Raw genomic sequence first — 19,353 nt, forward strand, 5'->3', positions numbered from 1 at the left:
TCCACAAGAAAAACGTCAAACGACGGTCGAGGCAGTGATGACACGTTATTTCCGCGCCCTGTTCGGGGTGTTTCTGCTGGGCGTGCTGGTCGCCTGCGCCCCCACGCCGTCCAAGATCAAGACCTACACGGGTCCGGCCGTCACGATGGCGCTGGTCCAGAAAAGCTCGCGCAAGCTCTACCTGATGCACAATAATCAGGTGCTGAAGTCCTATGACGTCGGCCTCGGCTACGAGCCGATCGGCAGCAAGATGTTCGAGGGCGACGGCCGCACCCCCGAGGGGGTCTATTTCATCGACCGCTTCAACCCCAACAGCCTCTATCACCTGTCGGTCGGTATCTCGTATCCGTCGCCGGCCGACACGGCGCGCGCGGCGACCTATGGCCTGCCGGCCGGACGTGACATCTTTATTCACGGCCGCGGAGCCGAGGGCGCGCTGGCGGCCAAGAAAAAGATCCGCGACTGGACCGCGGGCTGCATCGCCGTGAACGACAAAGAGATCGAGGAAGTATTCTCGATGCTGCGGCCAGGCGTGCCAATCGTCATCCAGCCCTGAGGGGGCAGAGAGTCGCGCGGAATAGTGAGGGCGGCCGGGCAACCGGCCGCCCTCACTACGTCTAAGGTCCCATCACCGCCGAATCGCGCAGCACCGAGGCGACACGCCGCCGTGCCTCGGCGACCTGGGCCGGGTCCAGATCGACCAGCACCAAGCCGGGATCCGAACCGCCATCGCCCAGAATCTCGCCCCAAGGCGAGACCGCAAGGCTGTGGCCGTAGCTCTGGCGCGGCGGGCGCTCGGACGGGGTGTTCACGGCGTGGGTTCCGCACTGCGCCGGGGCAAGGACAAAGCAGCCCGTCTCGATGGCACGGGCCCGCAGCAGCACATGCCAATGCGCGCTGCCGGTCGGCACCGTAAAGGCCGAGGGAACGGTCAGCGCCATCGCCCCAGCCTGAGCCAGACGGCGGTAAAGATAGGGAAAGCGCAGGTCGTAGCAGATGGTCAGGCCCAGCGGCAGTGGGCCGCCGGGCAGATCGGCGGTGGCCAGCACTGCGCGATCTCCGGGGCGGACCGCGGCGCTTTCGCGGTAGGTCTCGCCCGTGGCGACCTCGGCATCGAACATGTGGATCTTGTCGTAGCGCGCGGCGACGCGGCCATCCGGGGCGATCAGCAGGCTGCGATTGACCAGTCGCGCCTCGCCCGCGTCCTCTGCCTTCAGCAGCAGCGAGCCGACCAGCAGCCAGATCCCGGCCTGCGCCGCCTGTGCGCGCAGCGCGGCGAGGGTCGGATCATCGCCCTCGCGGCGCAGCACTGCCTGCTGGTGGGCACGGTCAGCGCTGACGATATTGGTACATTCCGGGGTCAGGACCAGTTGCGCGCCCGCCCCCGCGGCGTCGGCGATCAGTGCCTGCGTCGGCCCGAGATTCGCCGCCGGATCATCGCCACCGCACAGTTGCACCAGCCCGGCGCGCAACGGTCTGGGCCTACTGCGCCAGCAGCGGGTCGAGGCCGCCGCGCCGGTCCAGCGCCTGCAGGTCATCGCAACCGCCGATATGCCGCCCGTCGATAAAGATCTGGGGCACCGTGCGCCGGCCACTGGCGCGCTGGGTCATCTCGGCCCGGCGGGCAGGCTCGACGCCGACGTCGATGACCTGGTAGGCAGCGCCCTTGTGGTCGAGCAGGGCCTTCGCGGCGATGCAGTAGGGGCAGGTGCGGGTCAGGTAGATTTCGACCTTGGGCGAATCCGGCGCGCGCGCATCTGCGCGGGGTGCGTCGGCCTTGGCGGCGTCAGGCATCATGACCTCTTGGCTTGGTTGGCCCTCTATCTAGGTATCCTTGACCGCCCTGGCCACCACCGCAATCGTCACCGCGCCAGCACCCGCCGCAATCAGCGCCTCGCTCGCCGCGCCCAGCGTCGCGCCCGAGGCCATGACGTCATCGACCAGCAGCACCGGCTGGCCAACCAGGGCCGGGGCCGCGCGCGCCGCCACCTCGATCGCGCCCGACTGGTTGGCAAAGCGGTCGGCGACGCTGCGGTGATCCTGCATTGGCGTGTTGCGCAGGCGGCGCAGGGCGCCGGCCTGGTGCGCAACGCCGAGCGCACGGGCCGCGGCCCGGCCGATCAACGCCGCCTGGTTATACCGGCGGCGCAGGGCGCGGGCGGGATGGACCGGCACCGGCACGACAACCGTCCCCGGGACGACCACCGGCGCCGCAGCCGCCGCGAGCCATCTTCCCAGAGTCGGCGCAAGGTCCGGCCGGTCGCCGTGTTTCAGCATCAACACCAACCGCCGCGCCGTCCCTGCATAGGTCAGCGCCGCGACGCCGCGCGTCCACGGCCGCGCGAGAGCCAAGCATTCGTCGCATTGGCCGTCCCATGCGCCGGCCCCACTCGCCCCGCCGTCGCTCGCCATCGGCGCGCCGCAAGAAAGGCAGGCGGCCCCGGTGATGAACCGCGCCTCGCGCCAGCAATCCGGGCAGAGGCTGCCCGCCTCGCCCACCGGAGCGTCGCAGCCCGGACATTGGGGCGGATAGACAAGGCCCAGCGTGCCTTCCCAAATCCGCGCCAAGCCACTAGCGTTGAGCCCCATGATCCCTCCCGCCGACCGGCCAGCGCCGCCCAAGATGCCCCCCGACCAGCCAGCCAGCCAGCCGACCGCACCACAGCCGGGCGCCGGTCAGGCCCCGCGCCTGACGGACCGCACGGCGCTGCTGCGCGGCCGTGCGCGGGCGCGCCGCCAGGGCGTCGTCGATCTGGTCCACGCCATCGCCATGGACGAGATCGAAGATAGGCTCGCAGAGGTTAACAGAACCTTTACCGATATCGCGATCGTCACCGGCTGGCCCGAATTGTGGCAGGCCCGCTTTCCCACGGCACGGATCGTGGCGGACGAGGCGGTGCTGGATCTCGCGCCGGCCTCCTGGGACCTGGTGATCCATGCGTTGGCGCTGCACTGGGCTGACGATCCGGTGGGCCAGTTGATCCAGTGCCGCACCGCGCTGCGCCCCGACGGGTTGCTGCTCGCCGTGCTGCCGGGAGGCGAGACGCTCGCCGGCCTGCGCGAGGCGCTGTCTGCGGCCGAGATCGCCCGGACCGGAGGTCTGTCCCCCCATGTCCTGCCAATGGGTGATGTGCGCGAGCTGGGAGGGTTGCTGGGGCGCGTCGGGCTGGCACTGACGGTGGCCGACGTGATGCCCCTGACCCTCAGCTACCAGAGCCTGATCCACCTCGGCCGCGAGTTGCGCGCCATGGGCGAGGGCAACGCCCTGTTGCATCGCCGCCGCCAGCCCCTGCGCCGCGACGTTTTGTCCGAGGCCAGCGCGAGATATCAGACCGCGCACCGCGATCCGAATGACGCCTCGCGCGTTCTGGCCCGGATCGACCTCCTCTTCCTGACCGGCTGGGCGCCCGCGCCCGGACAACAACAACCCCTCCGCCCCGGCTCGGCCAAGATGCCGTTGGCTGCGGCCCTCAACGTGAGGCCAGCGTGAATCGCAAGCCAGCAGACACTTTGCCCGCCCCCGACGCCCGCGTCCCGGACTACGCCCCCGAAGGCCACCCGCCCCAGCCGCGGCCCAAGGTCGGCGTGCTGCTGGCCAACCTCGGCACGCCCGACGGCACCGATTACTGGTCGATGCGCCGCTATCTGAACGAATTTCTCAGCGACCGGCGGGTAATCGACTACCCGCGCTGGAAATGGCAGCCGCTGCTGCAGACCGTGATCCTGGGCAAGCGGCCGTTCACTTCCGGGGCAAACTACCGCACCATCTGGAATGAAGAGCTGAACGAAAGCCCGTTGATGACCATTACCCGCGCGCAGACCGACGCGTTGCGCAAGGTGCTGGCCGAGGAATGGGGCGATCAGGTCATGGTCGAGTTTGCCATGCGCTACGGCAACCCCTCGACCCCCGCCACGGTGCAGCGGATGGTTGCCGCGGGCTGCGACCGGATCGTGTTCTTCGCCCTCTATCCACAATATGCGGGACCGACGACCGCGACCGCCAACGACAAGTTCTTTCGCGCGCTGATGGATCTCAAGCGCCAGCCCGCGAGCCGCACGGTCGCGCCCTATTTTGACCGCCCCGACTATATCGATGCGCTTGCGGCCTCGGTCGAGCGGACGCTGGGCGGGCGCATCCCGCAGCGGCTGGTCGCCAGCTTTCACGGCATGCCGCGCCGCTATCTGCTGGAGGGCGATCCCTATCACTGCCAGTGCCAGAAGACCGCGCGCCTGCTGGCCGAGCGCCTCGGCTGGCCCGAGGGGACAATCGACACCACCTTCCAGTCGGTCTTTGGCCCCGAGGAATGGCTGCGGCCCTACACCGTCGAGCATGTGGCCGAGCTGGCCCGCGAGGGCGTGACCGACATCGCCGTCATCTCGCCCGCCTTCAGCGCCGACTGCATCGAGACACTGGAGGAGATCAACGGCGAGATTCGCCACGCCTTCGAAGACGCCGGCGGCCAGCAGTTCACCTATGTGCCGTGCCTGAACGACGATCCCGAACATATTGCCATGATGGCGCGCATCGTGGCCGAGAACGTCGGCGGCTGGCTCTGACATCATCGGACGGGGCGGGGGCGCGGCTGTGTCGCACCTCGCGCCGGCCGCATCGCCTCGTCACGCGGCGCCGGTAGTGTTAGCCTTGGCCAACCTCTGTGATCGGGACATGTCATGGACTTTGGTCTGACAGCACTGACGCTGGCGCGCATGCAATTCGCCTTCACGGTGTCGGCGCATATCATTTTTCCCGCTTTCACCATCGGCCTCGCCAGCTGGCTGGCACTGCTGAACTTTCGCTGGCTGCAGACTCGTGACCGCGCCTACCTCGACCTGTTCGAGCAGTGGCGCACGATCTTTGCCGTGGTGTTCGGCATGGGCGTCGTCTCGGGCATCGTCATGGCCTACCAGTTCGGGACCAATTGGTCGGTGTTCTCGGACCGCGCAGGGCCGGTCATCGGGCCGCCCATGGGCTACGAGGTGCTGTCCGCCTTTTTTCTCGAGGCCGGCTTCCTGGGGATCATGCTGTTCGGCCGCGAGAAGGTCGGCGACAAGCTGCATTTCGCGGCAACCTGCATCGTCGCGCTGGGCACCTTGTTCTCGGCCTTCTGGATCCTGTCGGTGAACAGCTGGATGCAGACCCCGGCCGGGTTCGAGATCGCGCCTAACGGCCAGTTTGTCCCCACCGACTGGTGGGCGGTGATCTTCAACCCGTCGTTCCCCTATCGCCTCGCGCATATGGTGCTGGCCGCCTATCTGACAACGGCCTTTGTCGTCGGCTCGGCGGGCGCCTGGCACCTGCTGCGGCGCGGCGAGGATCCCGGCTCGCGTCGCATGTTCAGCCACGCGATGTGGATGGCGGTGCTTGTCACCCCCTTGCAGATCCTCGCAGGCGACATGCATGGCGTGAACACGCTGGAGCATCAGCCGGCCAAGATCGCGGCGATCGAGGGGCATTACGAAAGCTACCCCCAGGGCCGCGTCCCGCTGATCCTCTTCGGCATCCCCGATGACGAGGCTGGCGTCACCCGCCGCAAGATCGAGGTTCCATTGGTCGGCTCGCTGATCCTGACCCACAGCCTCGACAAGCCCGTCCTCGGCCTCGACGCCTTCCCCAAGGAGGACCGGCCGCCGGCGCGGATCATCTTCTGGACCTTCAGGGTCATGGTCGCCGTCGGCGTCGCCATGCTGGGCGTGGGCCTGTGGGCCCTGCTGGCGCGCTGGCGCGGACAACTTTACACCGACCGTTGGCTGCACCGCGCGGCTCTGCTGATGGGACCGTCCGGTTTCCTCGCCGTCCTCTGCGGATGGGTCACGACCGAGGTCGGCCGGCAGCCCTGGACGATCTACAACCATTTGCGCACGGCCGAGAGCCACGCGCCGCTGTCGGCCGAGATGGTCGGCACCTCGCTGGTCGCTTTCGTGATCGTCTACTTCCTCGTCTTCGGCTCTGGCACCTTCTACATCCTTCGGCTGATCGCGCGGCTTCCCAGCCAGCGGGTCGATGTCGAGGGGCTGGGCACGACACGCGCCGCCGGCGTCACACCGATCGCCGAAACCCACCAGCACCGGACATGAGCCATGTTTCCGCTTGATCTCGCACATATCTGGGCCGGCCTGATCGCATTCGCGGTGCTGGCCTATGTGGTCTTCGACGGCTTCGACCTGGGCATCGGCATCCTGTTTCCCTGGCTGCGGGACCGGCGCGAGCGGCACCTTGCGATGAACACCATCGCCCCGGTGTGGGATGGCAACGAGACCTGGCTGGTCCTCGGCGGGGGCGGGCTGCTGGCGGTGTTTCCGCTGGCCTATGCGGTGGTGATGCCGGCGGTCTATCCGCTGATCATCATCATGCTGCTCGGCCTGATCTTTCGCGGCGTCGCGTTCGAGTTCACTTTTCGAACCAAGCGAGCCCAAGCGTTCTGGGAATGGGGTTTTGCCATCGGCTCACTGGCCGCGGCGATCGCCCAGGGCCTGATCCTGGGCGCGCTCGTGCAGGGCATCACGGTTCAGGACCGCGCCTTCGCCGGTGGTACCTGGGACTGGGCGACGCCGTTCTCGGCCCTCTGCGCGGTGGCGGTGCTGATCGGTTACGCGACCCTCGGCGCGGCCTGGCTGCGGATGAAAACCGACGGCGCAACGCGCGTGCATGCAACCCGAATACTGCGCCTCGGGCTGCCGGCGCTGATCGCCGTGATCGGCGCGGTCAGCCTCGCGACCGTGTGGGTGCGCCCCGAATACATGCAGCGCTGGTTCAGCGGGGCGGGATTGGTCTGGTCGGTGATCGTGCCGGTGCTGGTCGTGCTGGCCGGCGGCATCGCCTGGACCGCGACCCGTGACAATGACCGCAGGGTCATGTGGCCATTTCTGGGGGTGCTGGCGCTGTTCGTGCTGACCTTCACTGGCCTCGGGATCAGCTTTTATCCCAACATCGTCCCGCCCGGCCTGACCATTGTGGAGGCTGCCGCGCCCGACACCTCGCTGCGCTTCCTGCTGGTCGGGGCGGCGGTGTTGATCCCGACCATCCTCGCCTACACAGCCTATTCCTACTGGGTGTTCCGCGGCGTGGTCGACCCGGACCAAGGCTATCACTGATGCGCTGGGTGTGGTTCGTCGGCTTGTGGCTGGCCAGCGTCGCGGCGCTGGGCATCGTGGCGCTGGCGATCCGCACTGTCCTGATGTGAGCGGGGCGCGACTGCTGCGCCGGACACGAAAACGCCCCGGCCTTTCGGACGGGGCGTTTTGCATTCCCTTTTGGCCGTCCTAGATCAGCAGCACCTGCGTGCCGATGGTGGTCAGGCCGAACAGTTCCTTGATGTGCTCGTTGTAAAGTCCAACGCAACCGTTCGACGACTTGCGGCCGATCTTGCGCGTGTCATGCGTGCCGTGGATGCGGTAATACTGCCAGCTCAGCCAGAGGGCGTGGGTGCCCAGCGGATTGTCCGGTCCGGCCGGCACAAAGTCCGGCCATTCCGGGTTGCGCTTTTTCATCTCCGGCGTCGGCGCCCAGGTCGGACCCTCGACCTTCTTGATGATCTCGGTCCGGCCGCGGCGCGTCAGGTCAGAACTGACAGGGACCGAGGTCGGATAGACCTTCACCACGCTCTCGTCCTCGGACCAGAAGGTCAGCGCGCGCGAGGTGATGTCGACCAGGATCGCGCCGTTGGTCAGGTTGGAGAAATAGGGTCGCCAGTCGGCATGCGCGCGCCAGGACGAGATGTTGTGGCGCGAATCGGCATTCGGGTCCACCTGAACGACGCCGGCATCCGGGGTCGCGCCAGCGGCTGGCGCGCCCTGCAGCGGGGCGCCGGTGTAGGGGTCGAACCCCTGCGCCAGGGCCGGAAAGCCGATAACTGCCGCGCCGGCACCAACGGCGGCGGACGTCAGCAGACGGCGGCGGCTGACGGGAATGGAAACGGGGTCTGTCATGGGGCGTTCTCCACGGGCGCGGGCCTGCGCTGGCCTCTTTGCGGACTGCTCTGATGCCCGCGATAAACCCGGCGCCTGCGTGCCCGCAAATCACTCCGCCGTCATTGTTGGGCAGTGTGGGATTTTTCACGCAATCTTGGCTTTGCGCTGCGCGGGGCTTTCGCTAAGGCTGCATCCCGCTCTACCCCTGCCGCCGGATAATGAGGATTGCGCAGCATGACCAAGCTTGGCCTGATGGTGCTCTGCGCCGCCCTTGCCCTCGGTGCCTGCGCCCGCCAGCCGGTGCAGTTGGGACCCGATGGCAAGCCGCTGCCGGTGGCCTACAAGATCACCCCGGCCGAGCAGGCGGCAATCGGCCCGCGCGTGCTGGGTGAGGTGAACCGCCTGCGTTCGGCGAGCGGGGCCCCGGCGCTGATCCTGCACCCCCAGCTGAACGCGGCCGCCGCCGCCCATGCACGCGACATGTCCGCCCAGAACCGGGCTTGGCATTTCGGCTCGGACGGCAGTTCGCCCATCGACCGGATTCAGCGCCAAGGCTACATGGGCCAGTTGATCGGCGAGAATATCTCGGAAACCTACGAGAATGACATCGCGACGCTCAGCGCCTGGATGCAGACGCGCGACACCCGTGACGTCATCATGGACCCCGACGCCCGGAACCTGGGCATGTCCTGGTTCCAGGAGCCGTCGGGCAAGATCTGGTGGGTTCTGCTGACAGGAGCATGAGGCCAGCGGCCCCGACCCCCGGACCAGAGCGTCCGAGGCCGGACGCTCTGCCTTACAGGGCGTGACCTCAATTCGCCGGGCGCAGCGCTGTCGCAATGTAATTGCAGCCGAAATCACTGGAACTCAGCCGCCAGTCCCCTGTCAGTGGGTTATACTGCATCCCGCGTTGATCGACCGGCTGCAGCCCGGCGGCGCTCATCATCGTTTCCAACTCGGCCGGTGTGATGAAGCGGCGCCAGTCGTGAGTGCCCTTGGGCAGCCAGCGCATCACCCATTCCGCGCCGACGATCGCCATCGCGAAACTCTGCGGCGTGCGGTTCAGGGTCGACACGATCACCGCGCCGCCGGGACGGGCGAGGCTGGCGCAGGTGGCGACGAACTCGGCCGGTCCCTCGACATGCTCGATGATTTCCAAGGCCAGGACGGCGTCGAACGCCTCGCCCGCGGCCGCGAGTGCCTCGGCGGTGGTCGCGCGATAGTCGATCTCCAGCCCCATCTGTGCGGCGTGCAGGCGCGCGACCTCGATGTTGCGGGCGACGGCGTCGGCGCCGAGGACCTCGGCCCCCAGCCGGGCCAGCGGCTCTGACAGCAGCCCGCCGCCGCAGCCGATATCGAGCACCCGCAGCCCGGCAAATGGCCGCGCGCCCTTGCGCTCGCGCCCGCAGGCCTGGGCGATCTGGTCGGTGACGTAATCCAGCCGCACCGGGTTCATCCCGTGCAGCGGCTTGAACTTACCCGCCGGATCCCACCACTCGGCGGCCATCGCCTCGAACTTGTCCAGCTCGGCCTGATCGACGCTGCTGTTCATTGGCCTCTCCCTCTGGTGGCGGTCGCCCGTAGCCGCATCTATACTGTCATGATGGACAGGACTGCAGGGCAAATCGGCGCCGGCCCGCGCCTTCACCCAACCACCGAGCCGTTCGACCGGCGCATGATCGACATGGGTGACGGCCACAGCATCTATGTCGAGCAAAGCGGCAATCCCGACGGCCAGCCGGTGATCGTGCTGCATGGCGGGCCGGGCGGCGGCGCCTCGCCCCACCTGCGCCGCTTTTTCGACCCGGCCCGCTATCGTGTGGTGCTGTTCGACCAGCGCGGCTGCGGCCGCTCGCGCCCGTTGGCGGCGGTGGCGCGCAACACCACCGCCCATCTGATCGCCGACATCGAGGCGATCCGCGCGACCCTCGGCATCGGGCCTGCTCTGCTGTTCGGAGGCAGCTGGGGCGCGACGCTGGCCCTCGCCCATGCCGAGGCCCACCCGGAGGCCGTAACCGGCCTGATCCTGCGGGGCGTCTTTCTGGGCCGCCGGCGCGAACTGGACTGGTTCTATGCGGGCGGTGCGGCGCAATTCTTTCCCGACCTCTGGGCGCATTTCACAGCGCCAATCCCCGAAGCCGAGCGTGACGACCTGATTGCCGCGTACCACCGGCGCCTCTTCAGTGGCGACATGGCGGTCGAGACGCGCCACGCCCTGACCTGGATGGCGTGGGAAAATTCGCTGGCAGGACTGCACAGCAGCCATTGCGGCGGCGGGCCGCCCGACTACGCCCGGGTCTTTTCCCGTCTGGAATGCCACTACTTCCACAACAACTGCTTCCTGAGTGAGGGGCAGTTGCTGCAGGACCGCAAGGCCATCGAACATCTGCCCGCGGTGATTGTGCAAGGCCGCTTTGACATGGTCTGCCCGCCGATCAGCGCGCATCAACTGGCCGAGGGCTGGGACCGCTGCGATCTGCGCATGGTACCCGCGTCCGGCCATGCGCTGAGCGAGGCGGCAATCGCCGCCGAGCTGCTGCGGGTGATGGACAACTGGCCCTGAGGGGCAACGCCCTTGCAACCCCGCCCCCGCCCGTCTATATGCTGGCTCAACAGCGGCGCAGGCTTCCACCCCCTGCCCCACCGGATGCTTCCGCACGGGCCGCTGACGGCCCGTTTTTAATTTCCGCAGGACCTCCGGCATGCATGATCTGACCGCCAAGACCGCCATCGACAGGCGCCTCGCCGAGATCGTGCGCCCGGTGATCGAGGACCTCGGGTTCGAATTGATCCGCCTGCGCCTGCTCGGCGGACGCACCGCCACGCTGCAGATCATGGCCGACCGCCCCGAAGGCGGGATCAACGTCGATGACTGCGCCGATATTTCGACCGCCGTCAGCGCCATGCTGGACGTCGACGACCCCCTCGAGGAGGGCTATCACCTCGAGGTGTCCAGTCCCGGCATCGACCGGCCGCTGACCCGCCTCAAGGACTTCGCCACATTCGAGGGCTATGAGGCCCGGCTGGAGACGAACCAGGCCATTGACGGGCGCAAGCGCTTCAAGGGCACGCTGGCTGGGGTCGAGGGCGACGAGGTGCTGATCAACCTCGACGAGGCGGGCAAGGTCCACACCATCGGCTTGAATTTCGACTGGCTGGCCGATGCCAAGCTGCTGCTGACCGACGAGTTGATCGCCGAGATGCTGCGCCAGCGCAAGGAGGCCGGCACCCTTGATGCCAGCGCCCTCGACGAAGGCGCGTTCGATTCCATTGAAACCGACGCCGCGGACGAATCCGACGCGGCCCCCCAAACTGACGCCAAGGAGTAAGCGCCTGATGGCCATTACCTCTGCCAACCAGCTTGAGCTTCTGCAGACCGCCGAGGCGGTTGCCCGCGAGAAGATGATCGACCCCGATCTGGTGATCGAGGCGATGGAGGACAGCCTCGCCCGCGCCGCCAAGTCGCGCTATGGCGCCGAGATGGACATCCGGGTCAGCATCGACCGCAAGACCGGAAATGCCCGCTTTACCCGCGTGCGCACCGTGGTCGAGGATGACGCGGTCGAGAATTACCAGGCGCAGCTGACCGTCGAGCAGGCACGTCCCTATCTCGACTCGCCCGAAGTCGGCGCCGAGATCATCGACGAGGTTCCCCCGGTCGAGTTGGGCCGCATCGCCGCGCAATCCGCCAAGCAGGTCATCCTGCAGCGCGTGCGCGAGGCCGAGCGTGACCGCCAGTACGAGGAATTCAAGGATCGCGCCGGCACGATCATCAACGGCATCGTCAAGCGCGAAGAATACGGCAACATCATCGTCGACATCGGCCGCGGCGAGGCCATCCTGCGCCGTAACGAAAAAATCGGCCGCGAGAGCTATCGCCCGAACGACCGCATCCGCGCCTACGTCAAGGACGTCCGCCGCGAGGCGCGCGGCCCGCAGATCTTCCTGTCGCGCACCGATCCGCAGTTCATGGCCGAACTGTTCAAGATGGAAGTGCCGGAAATCTACGACGGCATCATCGAGATCAAGGCCGTCGCCCGCGACCCGGGCAGCCGGGCCAAGATCGCGGTCATCAGCTATGACAACAGCATCGACCCGGTCGGGGCCTGCGTCGGTATGCGCGGCAGCCGCGTTCAGGCCGTGGTGGGCGAGCTTCAGGGCGAAAAGATCGACATCATTCCGTGGAATGACGACCAGGCCACGTTCCTCGTGAACGCGCTGCAGCCGGCCGAGGTCAGCAAGGTCGTGTTCGACGAGGAGGCCCCGCGCATCGAGGTCGTCGTCCCCGAGGAGCAACTGTCGCTGGCCATCGGCCGGCGCGGCCAGAACGTGCGCTTGGCCAGCCAACTGACCGGCCTCGACATCGACATCATGACCGAGGAAGAGGAATCCAAGCGCCGCCAGGCCGAGTTCAACAGCCGTACCGGCCTCTTCATGGAAGTGCTGGACCTGGACGAATTCTTCGCCCAGTTGCTGGTCGCCGAAGGCTTCACCAACCTCGAGGAGGTCGCCTATGTCGACCTCGGCGAGTTGCTGGCCATCGACGGCGTGGACGAGGGCACCGCATCCGAGCTGCAGGCCCGCGCCCGCGACCACCTCGAAGCGGCGACCCGTGCGGCGCTGGAAAACGCCCGCGCGCTCGGCGCCGAGGACAGCCTCATTGAATTCGACGGCCTCAGCCCCCAGATGGTCGAGGCACTGGCCAAGGACGGCATCAAGACCCTCGAGGACTTTGCCACCTGCGCGGACTGGGAACTAGCCGGCGGCTGGACCACCGAAAACGGGCAGCGCAAGAAGGACGAGGGGCTGCTCGAGCCGTTCAATGTCAGCCTCGAAGAAGCGCAGCACATGGTCATGACCGCACGCGTGATGCTCGGCTGGGTCGACCCGGACGAGTTGAACACCGGTGACGCGGATGACGAGGTTGACGCCGAGGCTGATGCGGACACCGACGCGGAGGTGCGGACCTGACGGTCCGCGACGCCACCATGACCCGCGGCGGCCGCACCAAGGACACCGACGAGGCCGAGCGCCGCTGCATCGTCACCGGCGAGACCGGCGGCAAGGCCGGCCTGGTCCGGTTCGTGATCGGCCCTGACGGGCAGGTCGTGCCGGATCTGGCGGAAAAGCTGCCCGGCCGCGGTATCTGGGTCAGCGCCGATCGCGCGGCCATCGATACAGCCGCCCGCAAGGGTCTGTTCGCCCGCGCCGCCAAGGCGCCGGCGCGGGCGCCCGAGGGTCTGGGCGACATGGTCGAGGCAGGCCTTGCGCACAGGGTCATCGACCTGGTGTCGCTGGCCCGGAAAGCGGGCCTCGCCATCGCAGGGTTCGAGAAGGTCAAGGGCGCGCTTGCCGCCGGCCGAGTCAAGGTCCTGCTGCAGGCCTCGGACGGGTCGGATCGCGGCAAGGGCAAGTTGTGGACACCCGAGGGCAGCCGCTGGTTTGGCTGTCTGACGGCGTCAGAATTGGGTTTGTCCTTCGGTCGCGGCCATGTCATACACGGCGCGCTCGCGCCAGGGGGCCTGACCATCAGGGTTATCAGGGACGCCAGCAGACTGACGGGTCTGCGCGGGCAAGGCGGCAGTTCGGCCGCCGAAAGGGATTCGGGTACGGAATGAGCGATACTGACGGGAAGAAGCCGCTGGGTTTGGGTGGTGGTGGTGCTGGCCGTTCGGGCCAGGTGAAGCAGAGCTTCAGCCACGGCCGCACCAAGACGGTGCAGGTCGAGACCAAGCGCAAGCGTGTTGTGGTGCCGAAAACCGGCGCAGCCGCGCCGCGCCCGGGCTCGGTCGCGGCTGTGGCATCGGACCCGTCCAAGCGCCCGGCTGGCATCAGCGAAGCGGAAATGGAGCGTCGCCTCAAGGCGTTGCAGGCCGCGCGGGCCCGCGAGGCCGATGAGGCTGTTCAGCGGGCCGCCGACGAAAAGGCGCGCGAGGAAGAGCGCGAGCGTCGCCGCGCCGAGATCGAAGCCAAGGAGCGTGAGGACCGCGAGCGCGAAGAGGCGCTGCGCCTGAAGGCCGAGGAAGATCAGCGCAAGCTGCGCGAAGCCGAGGTCCGCGCCCAGCGCAAGGCCGAGGTCACCGCCAAGCCCGCAGCCGCCGACAAGCCCGCCGCCGACCGCGCCGCGGCCGAGGCCGCTGCCTCGCGCGCCGAAAAGCCCGGCGTTGCCACCGGCCCGCGCCGCACCGACCGCGATCGCCGCGAGCCGGAGAGCGATGCCAAGGCCAAGGCCGCGCGCGAATCGGATCGCCGCACCGGCCGCTTGTCGCTCAGTCAGGCGCTGTCTGGCGGTGGCGAGGGCGGTCGCACGCGCAGCCTCGCGGCGATGAAGCGCAAGCAGGAAAAGACCCGTCAGAAGGCGATGGGCCTTGGCCAGAAGGCCGAAAAGCAGGTGCGCGATGTGCAGCTGCCCGAAACCATCGTCGTGACTGAGCTTGCCAACCGCATGGCCGAGCGCGCGCCTGACGTCATCAAGTCACTGATGCGGATGGGCATGATGGTCACCGGCAACCAGTCGATCGACGCCGACACGGCGGAACTGGTGATCGAGGAATTCGGCCACCGTGCCGTTCGCGTCAGCGATGCCGACGTCGAGCAAGTGATCGACAGTGTCGAGGACAAGAGCGAAGACCTCGCGACCCGGCCGCCGATCATCACGATCATGGGCCACGTCGACCACGGCAAGACCAGCCTGCTGGACAAGATCCGCCACGCCAACGTCGTCTCGGGCGAGGCTGGCGGCATCACCCAGCATATCGGCGCTTACCAGGTGACGACCGACAGCGGCGCGGTACTGACCTTCCTCGACACGCCTGGCCACGCGGCGTTCACCTCGATGCGGGCGCGCGGCGCCAACGTCACCGACATCGTCGTGCTGGTCGTTGCCGCCGATGACGCCGTCATGCCGCAGACGGTCGAGGCGATCAATCACGCTAAGGCCGCGCAAGTGCCGATGATCGTTGCCATCAACAAGATCGACAAGCCGGCCGCCAATCCGCAGAAGGTCCGCACCGACCTGCTGCAGCACGAGGTCGTGGTCGAGGCCATGTCCGGCGATGTGCAGGACGTCGAAGTCTCGGCCCATACGGGTCAGGGCCTCGATTCGCTCCTGGAAAGCATCGCCCTGCAGGCCGAGATCCTTGAGCTGCGCGCCAACCCCAAGCGGGCTGCGTCGGGTGCAGTGATCGAAGCCAAGCTGGATGTCGGCCGCGGTCCGGTCGCGACCGTGCTGGTGCAGAACGGCACCCTGAAGCAGGGCGACATCTTCGTCGTCGGCGAGCAGTGGGGAAAGGTGCGCGCGCTGATCGACGACAAGGGCGATCGCGTGACCGAGGCCGGCCCGTCTGTCCCGGTCGAGGTCCTGGGCCTGAGCGGCACCCCCGAGGCCGGGGACGTGCTGAACGTGGTCGAGACCGAGGCGCAGGCGCGCGAGATCGCGGACTACCGGATCAAGGCCGCCAAGGACAAGCGCGCCGCGGCCGGCGCCGCGACCACGCTGGAACAGCTGATGGCCCGCGCCAAGGCCGACCAGAACGTCGCTGAAATGAGCGTCGTGGTGAAAGCCGACGTTCAGGGCAGCGCCGAAGCCATCGTCCAGGCGCTGGAAAAGGTCGGCAACGAAGAGGTCCGCGTGCGCGTGCTGCATTCGGGCGTCGGCGCGATCACCGAAAGCGACGTCGGCCTTGCCGAGGCATCGGGCGCGCCGGTCATCGGCTTCAACGTCCGCGCCAATGCGCCGGCTCGGAATGCCGCCAACCAGAAAGGTGTCGAGATCCGCTACTACTCGATCATCTACGATCTGGTGGACGACATCAAAGCCGCCGCCTCGGGCCTGCTGAAAGCCGAAGTGCGCGAGAACTTCATCGGCTATGCGGAAATCCGCGAGGTGTTCCGCGTCTCGGGCGTCGGCAACGTCGCCGGCTGCCTGGTGACCGAGGGAATCGCCCGCCGAAGCGCGGGTGTGCGCCTGCTGCGAGACAATGTGGTCATCCACGAAGGCACGCTGAAGACGTTGAAGCGCCACAAGGACGAGGTCAAAGAGGTCCAGTCCGGCCAGGAATGCGGCATGGCGTTCGAAAATTACGAGGACATCCGCAAGGGCGACCTCATCGAAATCTTTGAGCGCGAGGAGATCGAGCGCAAGCTCTGATCCCAAGCGTCACGAAGCATAAGGGGGGCCGGGCAACCGGCCCTTTTCTTTTGCCTCGGTCTCGGGATGGATCAGGGTCTGCCAGTGGCAGACAGGTACCCGGTTTTTATACTGGCGCGGCGCATCGAGGAGCTGGAGGTCCCGCACTTTCCTGTCTGGACCACCGCACCGAGAACTGGCGAAGACGAGTCCATCTGCGGTCATCGTGTCACGCATTCGCTAAGCTAGCAGTTGAACGCCGCATGCAAAGCTGGAGGCCTGCGGCCGGGAGCTGAGCTGAGCTGAGAGGCGAGAGCCCAGAGCCCAGAGTCCAGAGCCGGAACAGATGAAAGGGGCGCTCTGCAAAGGACGCCCCTCGTCTTCAGATCACTGTCCGCCGCCTTGTCCGATAACGCGTAAGGGATGCTATCGCTTCGTCCGGCTCGTATCGACCGGTTTACTCTTGACCGGCTTTTATTCGCGCAATTCTACACTGTCTTGACGACGTCGATCGGCCCCGACTCGAGTTGTTGGCTTCCCCCAACCCCCCGCGACGCCTGTCTGCCAGATCAGCCAGTAACCGGCTTGCCCTGAAAGACTTTGTCCCCGACGCGCACCGCGATGGTGCCGTTGGAGTTCTGCCGCTCGAACATCCCCTGGACCGAGATGTAGCTGCCGATGGTGATGGTGCGAATCACGTTCCAGATCTCCTCTTCCCCGTAAGCCCATGATTGCGACAAATTCGTTAATGGCCACTTAAAAAAATTGTATCGGCCTTAAAAAAATAACCTGCGGTTGTCGTGAACATGCCCCGGCGGGGCCGAGAAGCCCTACAGCCAGTCGCGCAAAATGGGGATCAGCGGCTTGTCCGCGGGCGGCATCGGGTAGCTTTGCAGATCGCGTGCGCGCACCCAGGCCAGCCCCTGCCCCTCGCGCGGGATCACCTGCCCGGTCCAGCGTCGGCAGGCGAAAAGCGGCATAAGCAAATGAAAATGTTCATAGTCATGGCTGGCGAAAGTCAGGGGCGCGAGGCAGCTTTGCCAGGTCTCGATCCCCAGTTCCTCCTGCAGCTCGCGGATCAGCGCGGTCTCGGGGGTCTCGCCCAGCTCGACCTTGCCGCCAGGAAATTCCCAGAGGCCAGCCAGCGACTTGCCTTCGGGACGTTGCGCCAAAAGCACGCGTCCTTCGGGGTCGATCAGCGCCGCCGCCGCGACGAGGAGCAGTTTCACGAGCGGTAATCGGCGTTGATGTCGATGTAGCGATGGGTTAGATCGCAGGTCCACACAGTCCGCGCGCCGTCGCCAAGGCCGAGATCGACCGTCAACACCAGCTCCGGCTGGCGCATGTAGGCCGAGGCCGCGGCTTCGTCATAATCGGGCACGCGGAAGCCGTCGCGCGCCAGGATCATGTCGCCAAAGCCGATGGCCAGCCGGTCCCGATCGGCTTTGGCGCCGGATTTCCCGACGGCCGCGACCACCCTGCCCCAGTTGGCGTCCTCGCCGGCGATGGCCGTCTTGACCAACGGGCTGTTGGCAATCGACATCGCGACGCGGTGGGCGTCGGCCACATCTGCCGCACCGGTGACGCGCACCTCGACGAACTTGGTCGCGCCTTCGCCGTCACGCACCACCTGCTGTGCCAGATCGCGCATCACTCCCGCCAGCGCGGTGCTGAACGCCTGGCCGTCCGCGCTGCCAGCGTCAGTGATCGCGGCTGCCTTAGCCCGGCCGGTCGCCGCCAGAACCAGCGCGTCCGAAGTCGAGGTGTCGCTGTCGACCGTGATCGCGTTGAAGGTGGCGTCGATGTTGTCGCTCAGCATCTGCTGCAGGACGGGAGCCGGGAGCGTGGCATCGGTAAAGATATAGACCAGCATGGTCGCCATGTCGGGCGCGATCATGCCGCTTCCCTTGGCGATGCCGGCGATGCGTACCCTGCCGCCGGTGACGGCAACCTCCGCCGCCGCGCCCTTGGGGAAGGTGTCGGTGGTCATGATCGCGCGCGCAGCAGCGGCGATGCCGCCGGGCGACAGTTCGGAGACAAGCGCCGGGACGATCTCGCTGATGCGATCCGCGGGCAGCGGCTCGCCGATCACCCCGGTCGAGGAGGACAGCACCCGCCCGCCCGGCACGCCGAGGGCTGCCGCTACGGCGCCGGTGACCTCGGCGACCGCGGACTCTCCCAGGCGCCCCGTAAAGGCATTGGCGTTGCCGGAATTGACAACGATAGCCGCGCCGGCTGCATCATCGCCCCCGGCCGCCAGCTTGGCCTGGGCATCGAGGATGCAGGCCGCGCGGGTCGAGGACCGGGTGAAGGCCCCCGCCAGCGTCGTGCCTGGCGCCAGGCTGACCAGCATGACGTCGGCGCGGCCCTTGTACTTGACCCCGGCGGCACCGGCGGCGAAGGCGGCGCCGTCGATCACCGGCAGGTCGGGAAACCGCGCGGGCGCGAGTGGCGAGACGGGGTTATCAGCCTTGGCCATGGGTCACTGAGCCTCCTTCAGCAGGTCGGGCGACAGGCCTTCGACCTTGTCGACCTTTGCCTCGCCCAGCACACGCGCGATATCGGCGTCCACCCGCTCGCGACGAACGGCCTGCGCCAGCTCGGCGGTCACTTCCTCGAACTTCGGCGCGGTCTTGATGCGCTCGTCGTTCAGCTTGATCACGTGCCAGCCGAACTGGGTCTGCACAGGTGCGCTGACGTCTCCCTTTTTTAGCTTGGCGACGGCGTCGGCGAAGGGCTTGACCATCATGTCCAGCGTGAACCAGCCCAGATCGCCCTTGTTCGGGCCGGACGGGCCGGTCGAGCGCGCCTCGGCGACCGCGCCGAACTCCTTGCCGGCGGCGAGATCGGCCTCGACGGCCTTGGCCGCCTCCTCGGTCTCGACCAAGATATGGCTGGCGTTGTATTCGGTAACCTCGCCCGCCTTGCCGTAGATCTTGTCATAGGCGGCGCGCAGCTCGGCCTCGGTCGGCTCGGGCGCCGCGATCTTTTCCAGCGCTACGCTTGCCAGATAGGCGCGCCGCTGCAGCGCAAGGCCGGCCTTGTCCTGCGGGCTCAGCTTGCCTTCGGACTGCTGGGCCACGGCCACTTGCCGTGTGATCTGGTCCAGCACCATGTCCCACAGGGCCGTTGCCGGCAGCTCAGCCGCCTGCGGACCGATATTGGCGGCAAGCGCCCGCATCTCGCCAAGGGTGATGACCTCGCCATTTACCGTGGCGACGGTGGTGTCGTCCCCGGCGGCCGGTGCGGCATAGGTCGCGGGAGCGGCAAGACCGAGCGCGGCGAGGGTGCAAAGCATCTTAAGGTTGAGGCGCATG

21 protein-coding genes are annotated in these 19,353 nt (G+C 67.3%); 12 read left to right on the plus strand and 9 right to left on the minus strand.

Features of this window, described 5'->3' with window-relative positions:
• Positions 1-37: 37 nt before the first annotated feature.
• Complete coding sequence (locus DRW48_RS01385) at positions 38-556, plus strand: L,D-transpeptidase family protein (protein WP_114074851.1); 519 nt, start codon at positions 38-40, stop codon at positions 554-556.
• Positions 557-617: 61 nt separating this feature from the next.
• Here the strand turns inward: DRW48_RS01385 and DRW48_RS01390 are convergent, their stop codons facing one another.
• The 3 genes from DRW48_RS01390 to DRW48_RS01400 are packed head-to-tail and all read right to left on the minus strand — an operon-like array spanning position 618 to position 2,589.
• Complete coding sequence (locus DRW48_RS01390) at positions 618-1,472, minus strand: carbon-nitrogen hydrolase family protein (RefSeq protein WP_114074852.1); 855 nt, start codon at positions 1,470-1,472, stop codon at positions 618-620.
• Positions 1,473-1,482: 10 nt separating this feature from the next.
• Positions 1,483-1,794 (minus strand): glutaredoxin 3, encoded by a 312-nt coding sequence (gene grxC / locus DRW48_RS01395; RefSeq protein WP_114077273.1) that lies wholly within the window; start codon positions 1,792-1,794, stop codon positions 1,483-1,485.
• A 30-nt stretch (positions 1,795-1,824) separates the two neighbouring features.
• Positions 1,825-2,589, minus strand: a complete 765-nt coding sequence (locus DRW48_RS01400; protein ID WP_114074853.1) for a ComF family protein — start codon at positions 2,587-2,589, stop codon at positions 1,825-1,827.
• 34 nt (positions 2,590-2,623) lie between these two features.
• Here DRW48_RS01400 and DRW48_RS01405 point away from each other — a divergent pair, with 34 nt between their 5' ends.
• The 5 genes from DRW48_RS01405 to DRW48_RS01425 all read left to right on the plus strand — a co-directional run bounded on the left by DRW48_RS01405 (position 2,624) and on the right by DRW48_RS01425 (position 7,181).
• Positions 2,624-3,490, plus strand: coding sequence for a class I SAM-dependent methyltransferase (locus DRW48_RS01405; RefSeq protein WP_114077274.1), 867 nt, complete (start codon positions 2,624-2,626; stop codon positions 3,488-3,490).
• A complete protein-coding gene (hemH, locus tag DRW48_RS01410; RefSeq protein WP_241963327.1) occupies positions 3,487-4,557 on the plus strand; it encodes a ferrochelatase in 1,071 nt (356 codons plus the stop codon). The genes DRW48_RS01405 and hemH overlap by 4 nt, the downstream gene beginning before the upstream one ends.
• A 114-nt stretch (positions 4,558-4,671) precedes the next feature.
• The gene (locus tag DRW48_RS01415; protein ID WP_114074854.1) at positions 4,672-6,075 is read left to right on the plus strand and encodes a cytochrome ubiquinol oxidase subunit I; all 1,404 of its coding nucleotides are present in this window, start codon (positions 4,672-4,674) and stop codon (positions 6,073-6,075) included.
• Between the two features lie 3 nt (positions 6,076-6,078).
• Complete coding sequence (cydB, locus tag DRW48_RS01420) at positions 6,079-7,092, plus strand: cytochrome d ubiquinol oxidase subunit II (protein WP_114074855.1); 1,014 nt, start codon at positions 6,079-6,081, stop codon at positions 7,090-7,092.
• Positions 7,092-7,181: a DUF2474 family protein gene (locus DRW48_RS01425; protein WP_114074856.1), complete on the plus strand. Its 90-nt coding sequence runs from the start codon at positions 7,092-7,094 to the stop codon at positions 7,179-7,181. Before cydB ends, DRW48_RS01425 begins: the two co-directional genes overlap by 1 nt.
• Before the next feature lie 79 nt (positions 7,182-7,260).
• Here DRW48_RS01425 and DRW48_RS01430 read toward each other — a convergent pair whose 3' ends face one another.
• On the minus strand, positions 7,261-7,926 hold the full coding sequence (locus DRW48_RS01430) for a L,D-transpeptidase (RefSeq protein ID WP_114074857.1): 666 nt from the start codon (positions 7,924-7,926) through the stop codon (positions 7,261-7,263).
• Between the two features lie 216 nt (positions 7,927-8,142).
• Here DRW48_RS01430 and dalA point away from each other — a divergent pair, with 216 nt between their 5' ends.
• Entirely contained in the window at positions 8,143-8,652 is a 510-nt protein-coding gene (gene dalA / locus DRW48_RS01435) for a divisome-associated lipoprotein DalA (protein ID WP_114074858.1), read from the plus strand.
• A 67-nt stretch (positions 8,653-8,719) separates the two neighbouring features.
• Here the strand turns inward: dalA and ubiG are convergent, their stop codons facing one another.
• Entirely contained in the window at positions 8,720-9,460 is a 741-nt protein-coding gene (ubiG, locus tag DRW48_RS01440) for a bifunctional 2-polyprenyl-6-hydroxyphenol methylase/3-demethylubiquinol 3-O-methyltransferase UbiG (protein ID WP_114074859.1), read from the minus strand.
• Positions 9,461-9,511: 51 nt separating this feature from the next.
• Here ubiG and pip point away from each other — a divergent pair, with 51 nt between their 5' ends.
• From pip to infB, 5 genes are all read left to right on the plus strand, one after another.
• The gene (gene pip / locus DRW48_RS01445; protein ID WP_114077276.1) at positions 9,512-10,471 is read left to right on the plus strand and encodes a prolyl aminopeptidase; all 960 of its coding nucleotides are present in this window, start codon (positions 9,512-9,514) and stop codon (positions 10,469-10,471) included.
• A 139-nt stretch (positions 10,472-10,610) separates the two neighbouring features.
• Positions 10,611-11,237 carry a ribosome maturation factor RimP gene (gene rimP / locus DRW48_RS01450; RefSeq protein ID WP_114074860.1) on the plus strand — a complete coding sequence of 209 codons (627 nt, stop codon included), beginning with the start codon at positions 10,611-10,613 and terminating at the stop codon, positions 11,235-11,237.
• A gap of 7 nt (positions 11,238-11,244) precedes the next feature.
• A complete protein-coding gene (gene nusA / locus DRW48_RS01455) occupies positions 11,245-12,879 on the plus strand; it encodes a transcription termination factor NusA (protein WP_114074861.1) in 1,635 nt (544 codons plus the stop codon).
• Between the two features lie 17 nt (positions 12,880-12,896).
• The gene (locus tag DRW48_RS01460) at positions 12,897-13,526 is read left to right on the plus strand and encodes an RNA-binding protein (RefSeq protein ID WP_114074862.1); all 630 of its coding nucleotides are present in this window, start codon (positions 12,897-12,899) and stop codon (positions 13,524-13,526) included.
• Positions 13,523-16,057: a translation initiation factor IF-2 gene (infB, locus tag DRW48_RS01465; protein ID WP_114074863.1), complete on the plus strand. Its 2,535-nt coding sequence runs from the start codon at positions 13,523-13,525 to the stop codon at positions 16,055-16,057. Before DRW48_RS01460 ends, infB begins: the two co-directional genes overlap by 4 nt.
• A gap of 548 nt (positions 16,058-16,605) precedes the next feature.
• On the opposite strand, the gene DRW48_RS16455 is transcribed toward infB, so the two are convergent.
• From DRW48_RS16455 to DRW48_RS16220, 4 genes are all read right to left on the minus strand, one after another.
• Positions 16,606-16,734 carry a hypothetical protein gene (locus tag DRW48_RS16455; RefSeq protein ID WP_277870789.1) on the minus strand — a complete coding sequence of 43 codons (129 nt, stop codon included), beginning with the start codon at positions 16,732-16,734 and terminating at the stop codon, positions 16,606-16,608.
• A 132-nt stretch (positions 16,735-16,866) separates the two neighbouring features.
• Positions 16,867-17,265, minus strand: a complete 399-nt coding sequence (gene mutT / locus DRW48_RS01470) for an 8-oxo-dGTP diphosphatase MutT (RefSeq protein WP_114074864.1) — start codon at positions 17,263-17,265, stop codon at positions 16,867-16,869.
• A complete protein-coding gene (gene argJ / locus DRW48_RS16215; protein WP_114074865.1) occupies positions 17,262-18,515 on the minus strand; it encodes a bifunctional glutamate N-acetyltransferase/amino-acid acetyltransferase ArgJ in 1,254 nt (417 codons plus the stop codon). Before argJ ends, mutT begins: the two co-directional genes overlap by 4 nt.
• A 3-nt stretch (positions 18,516-18,518) precedes the next feature.
• Entirely contained in the window at positions 18,519-19,352 is an 834-nt protein-coding gene (locus DRW48_RS16220) for a peptidylprolyl isomerase (RefSeq protein ID WP_241963328.1), read from the minus strand.
• Position 19,353: the final 1 nt, after the last annotated feature.

This window comes from Paracoccus suum (assembly GCF_003324675.1).
GTDB classification, from domain to species: domain Bacteria; phylum Pseudomonadota; class Alphaproteobacteria; order Rhodobacterales; family Rhodobacteraceae; genus Paracoccus; species Paracoccus suum.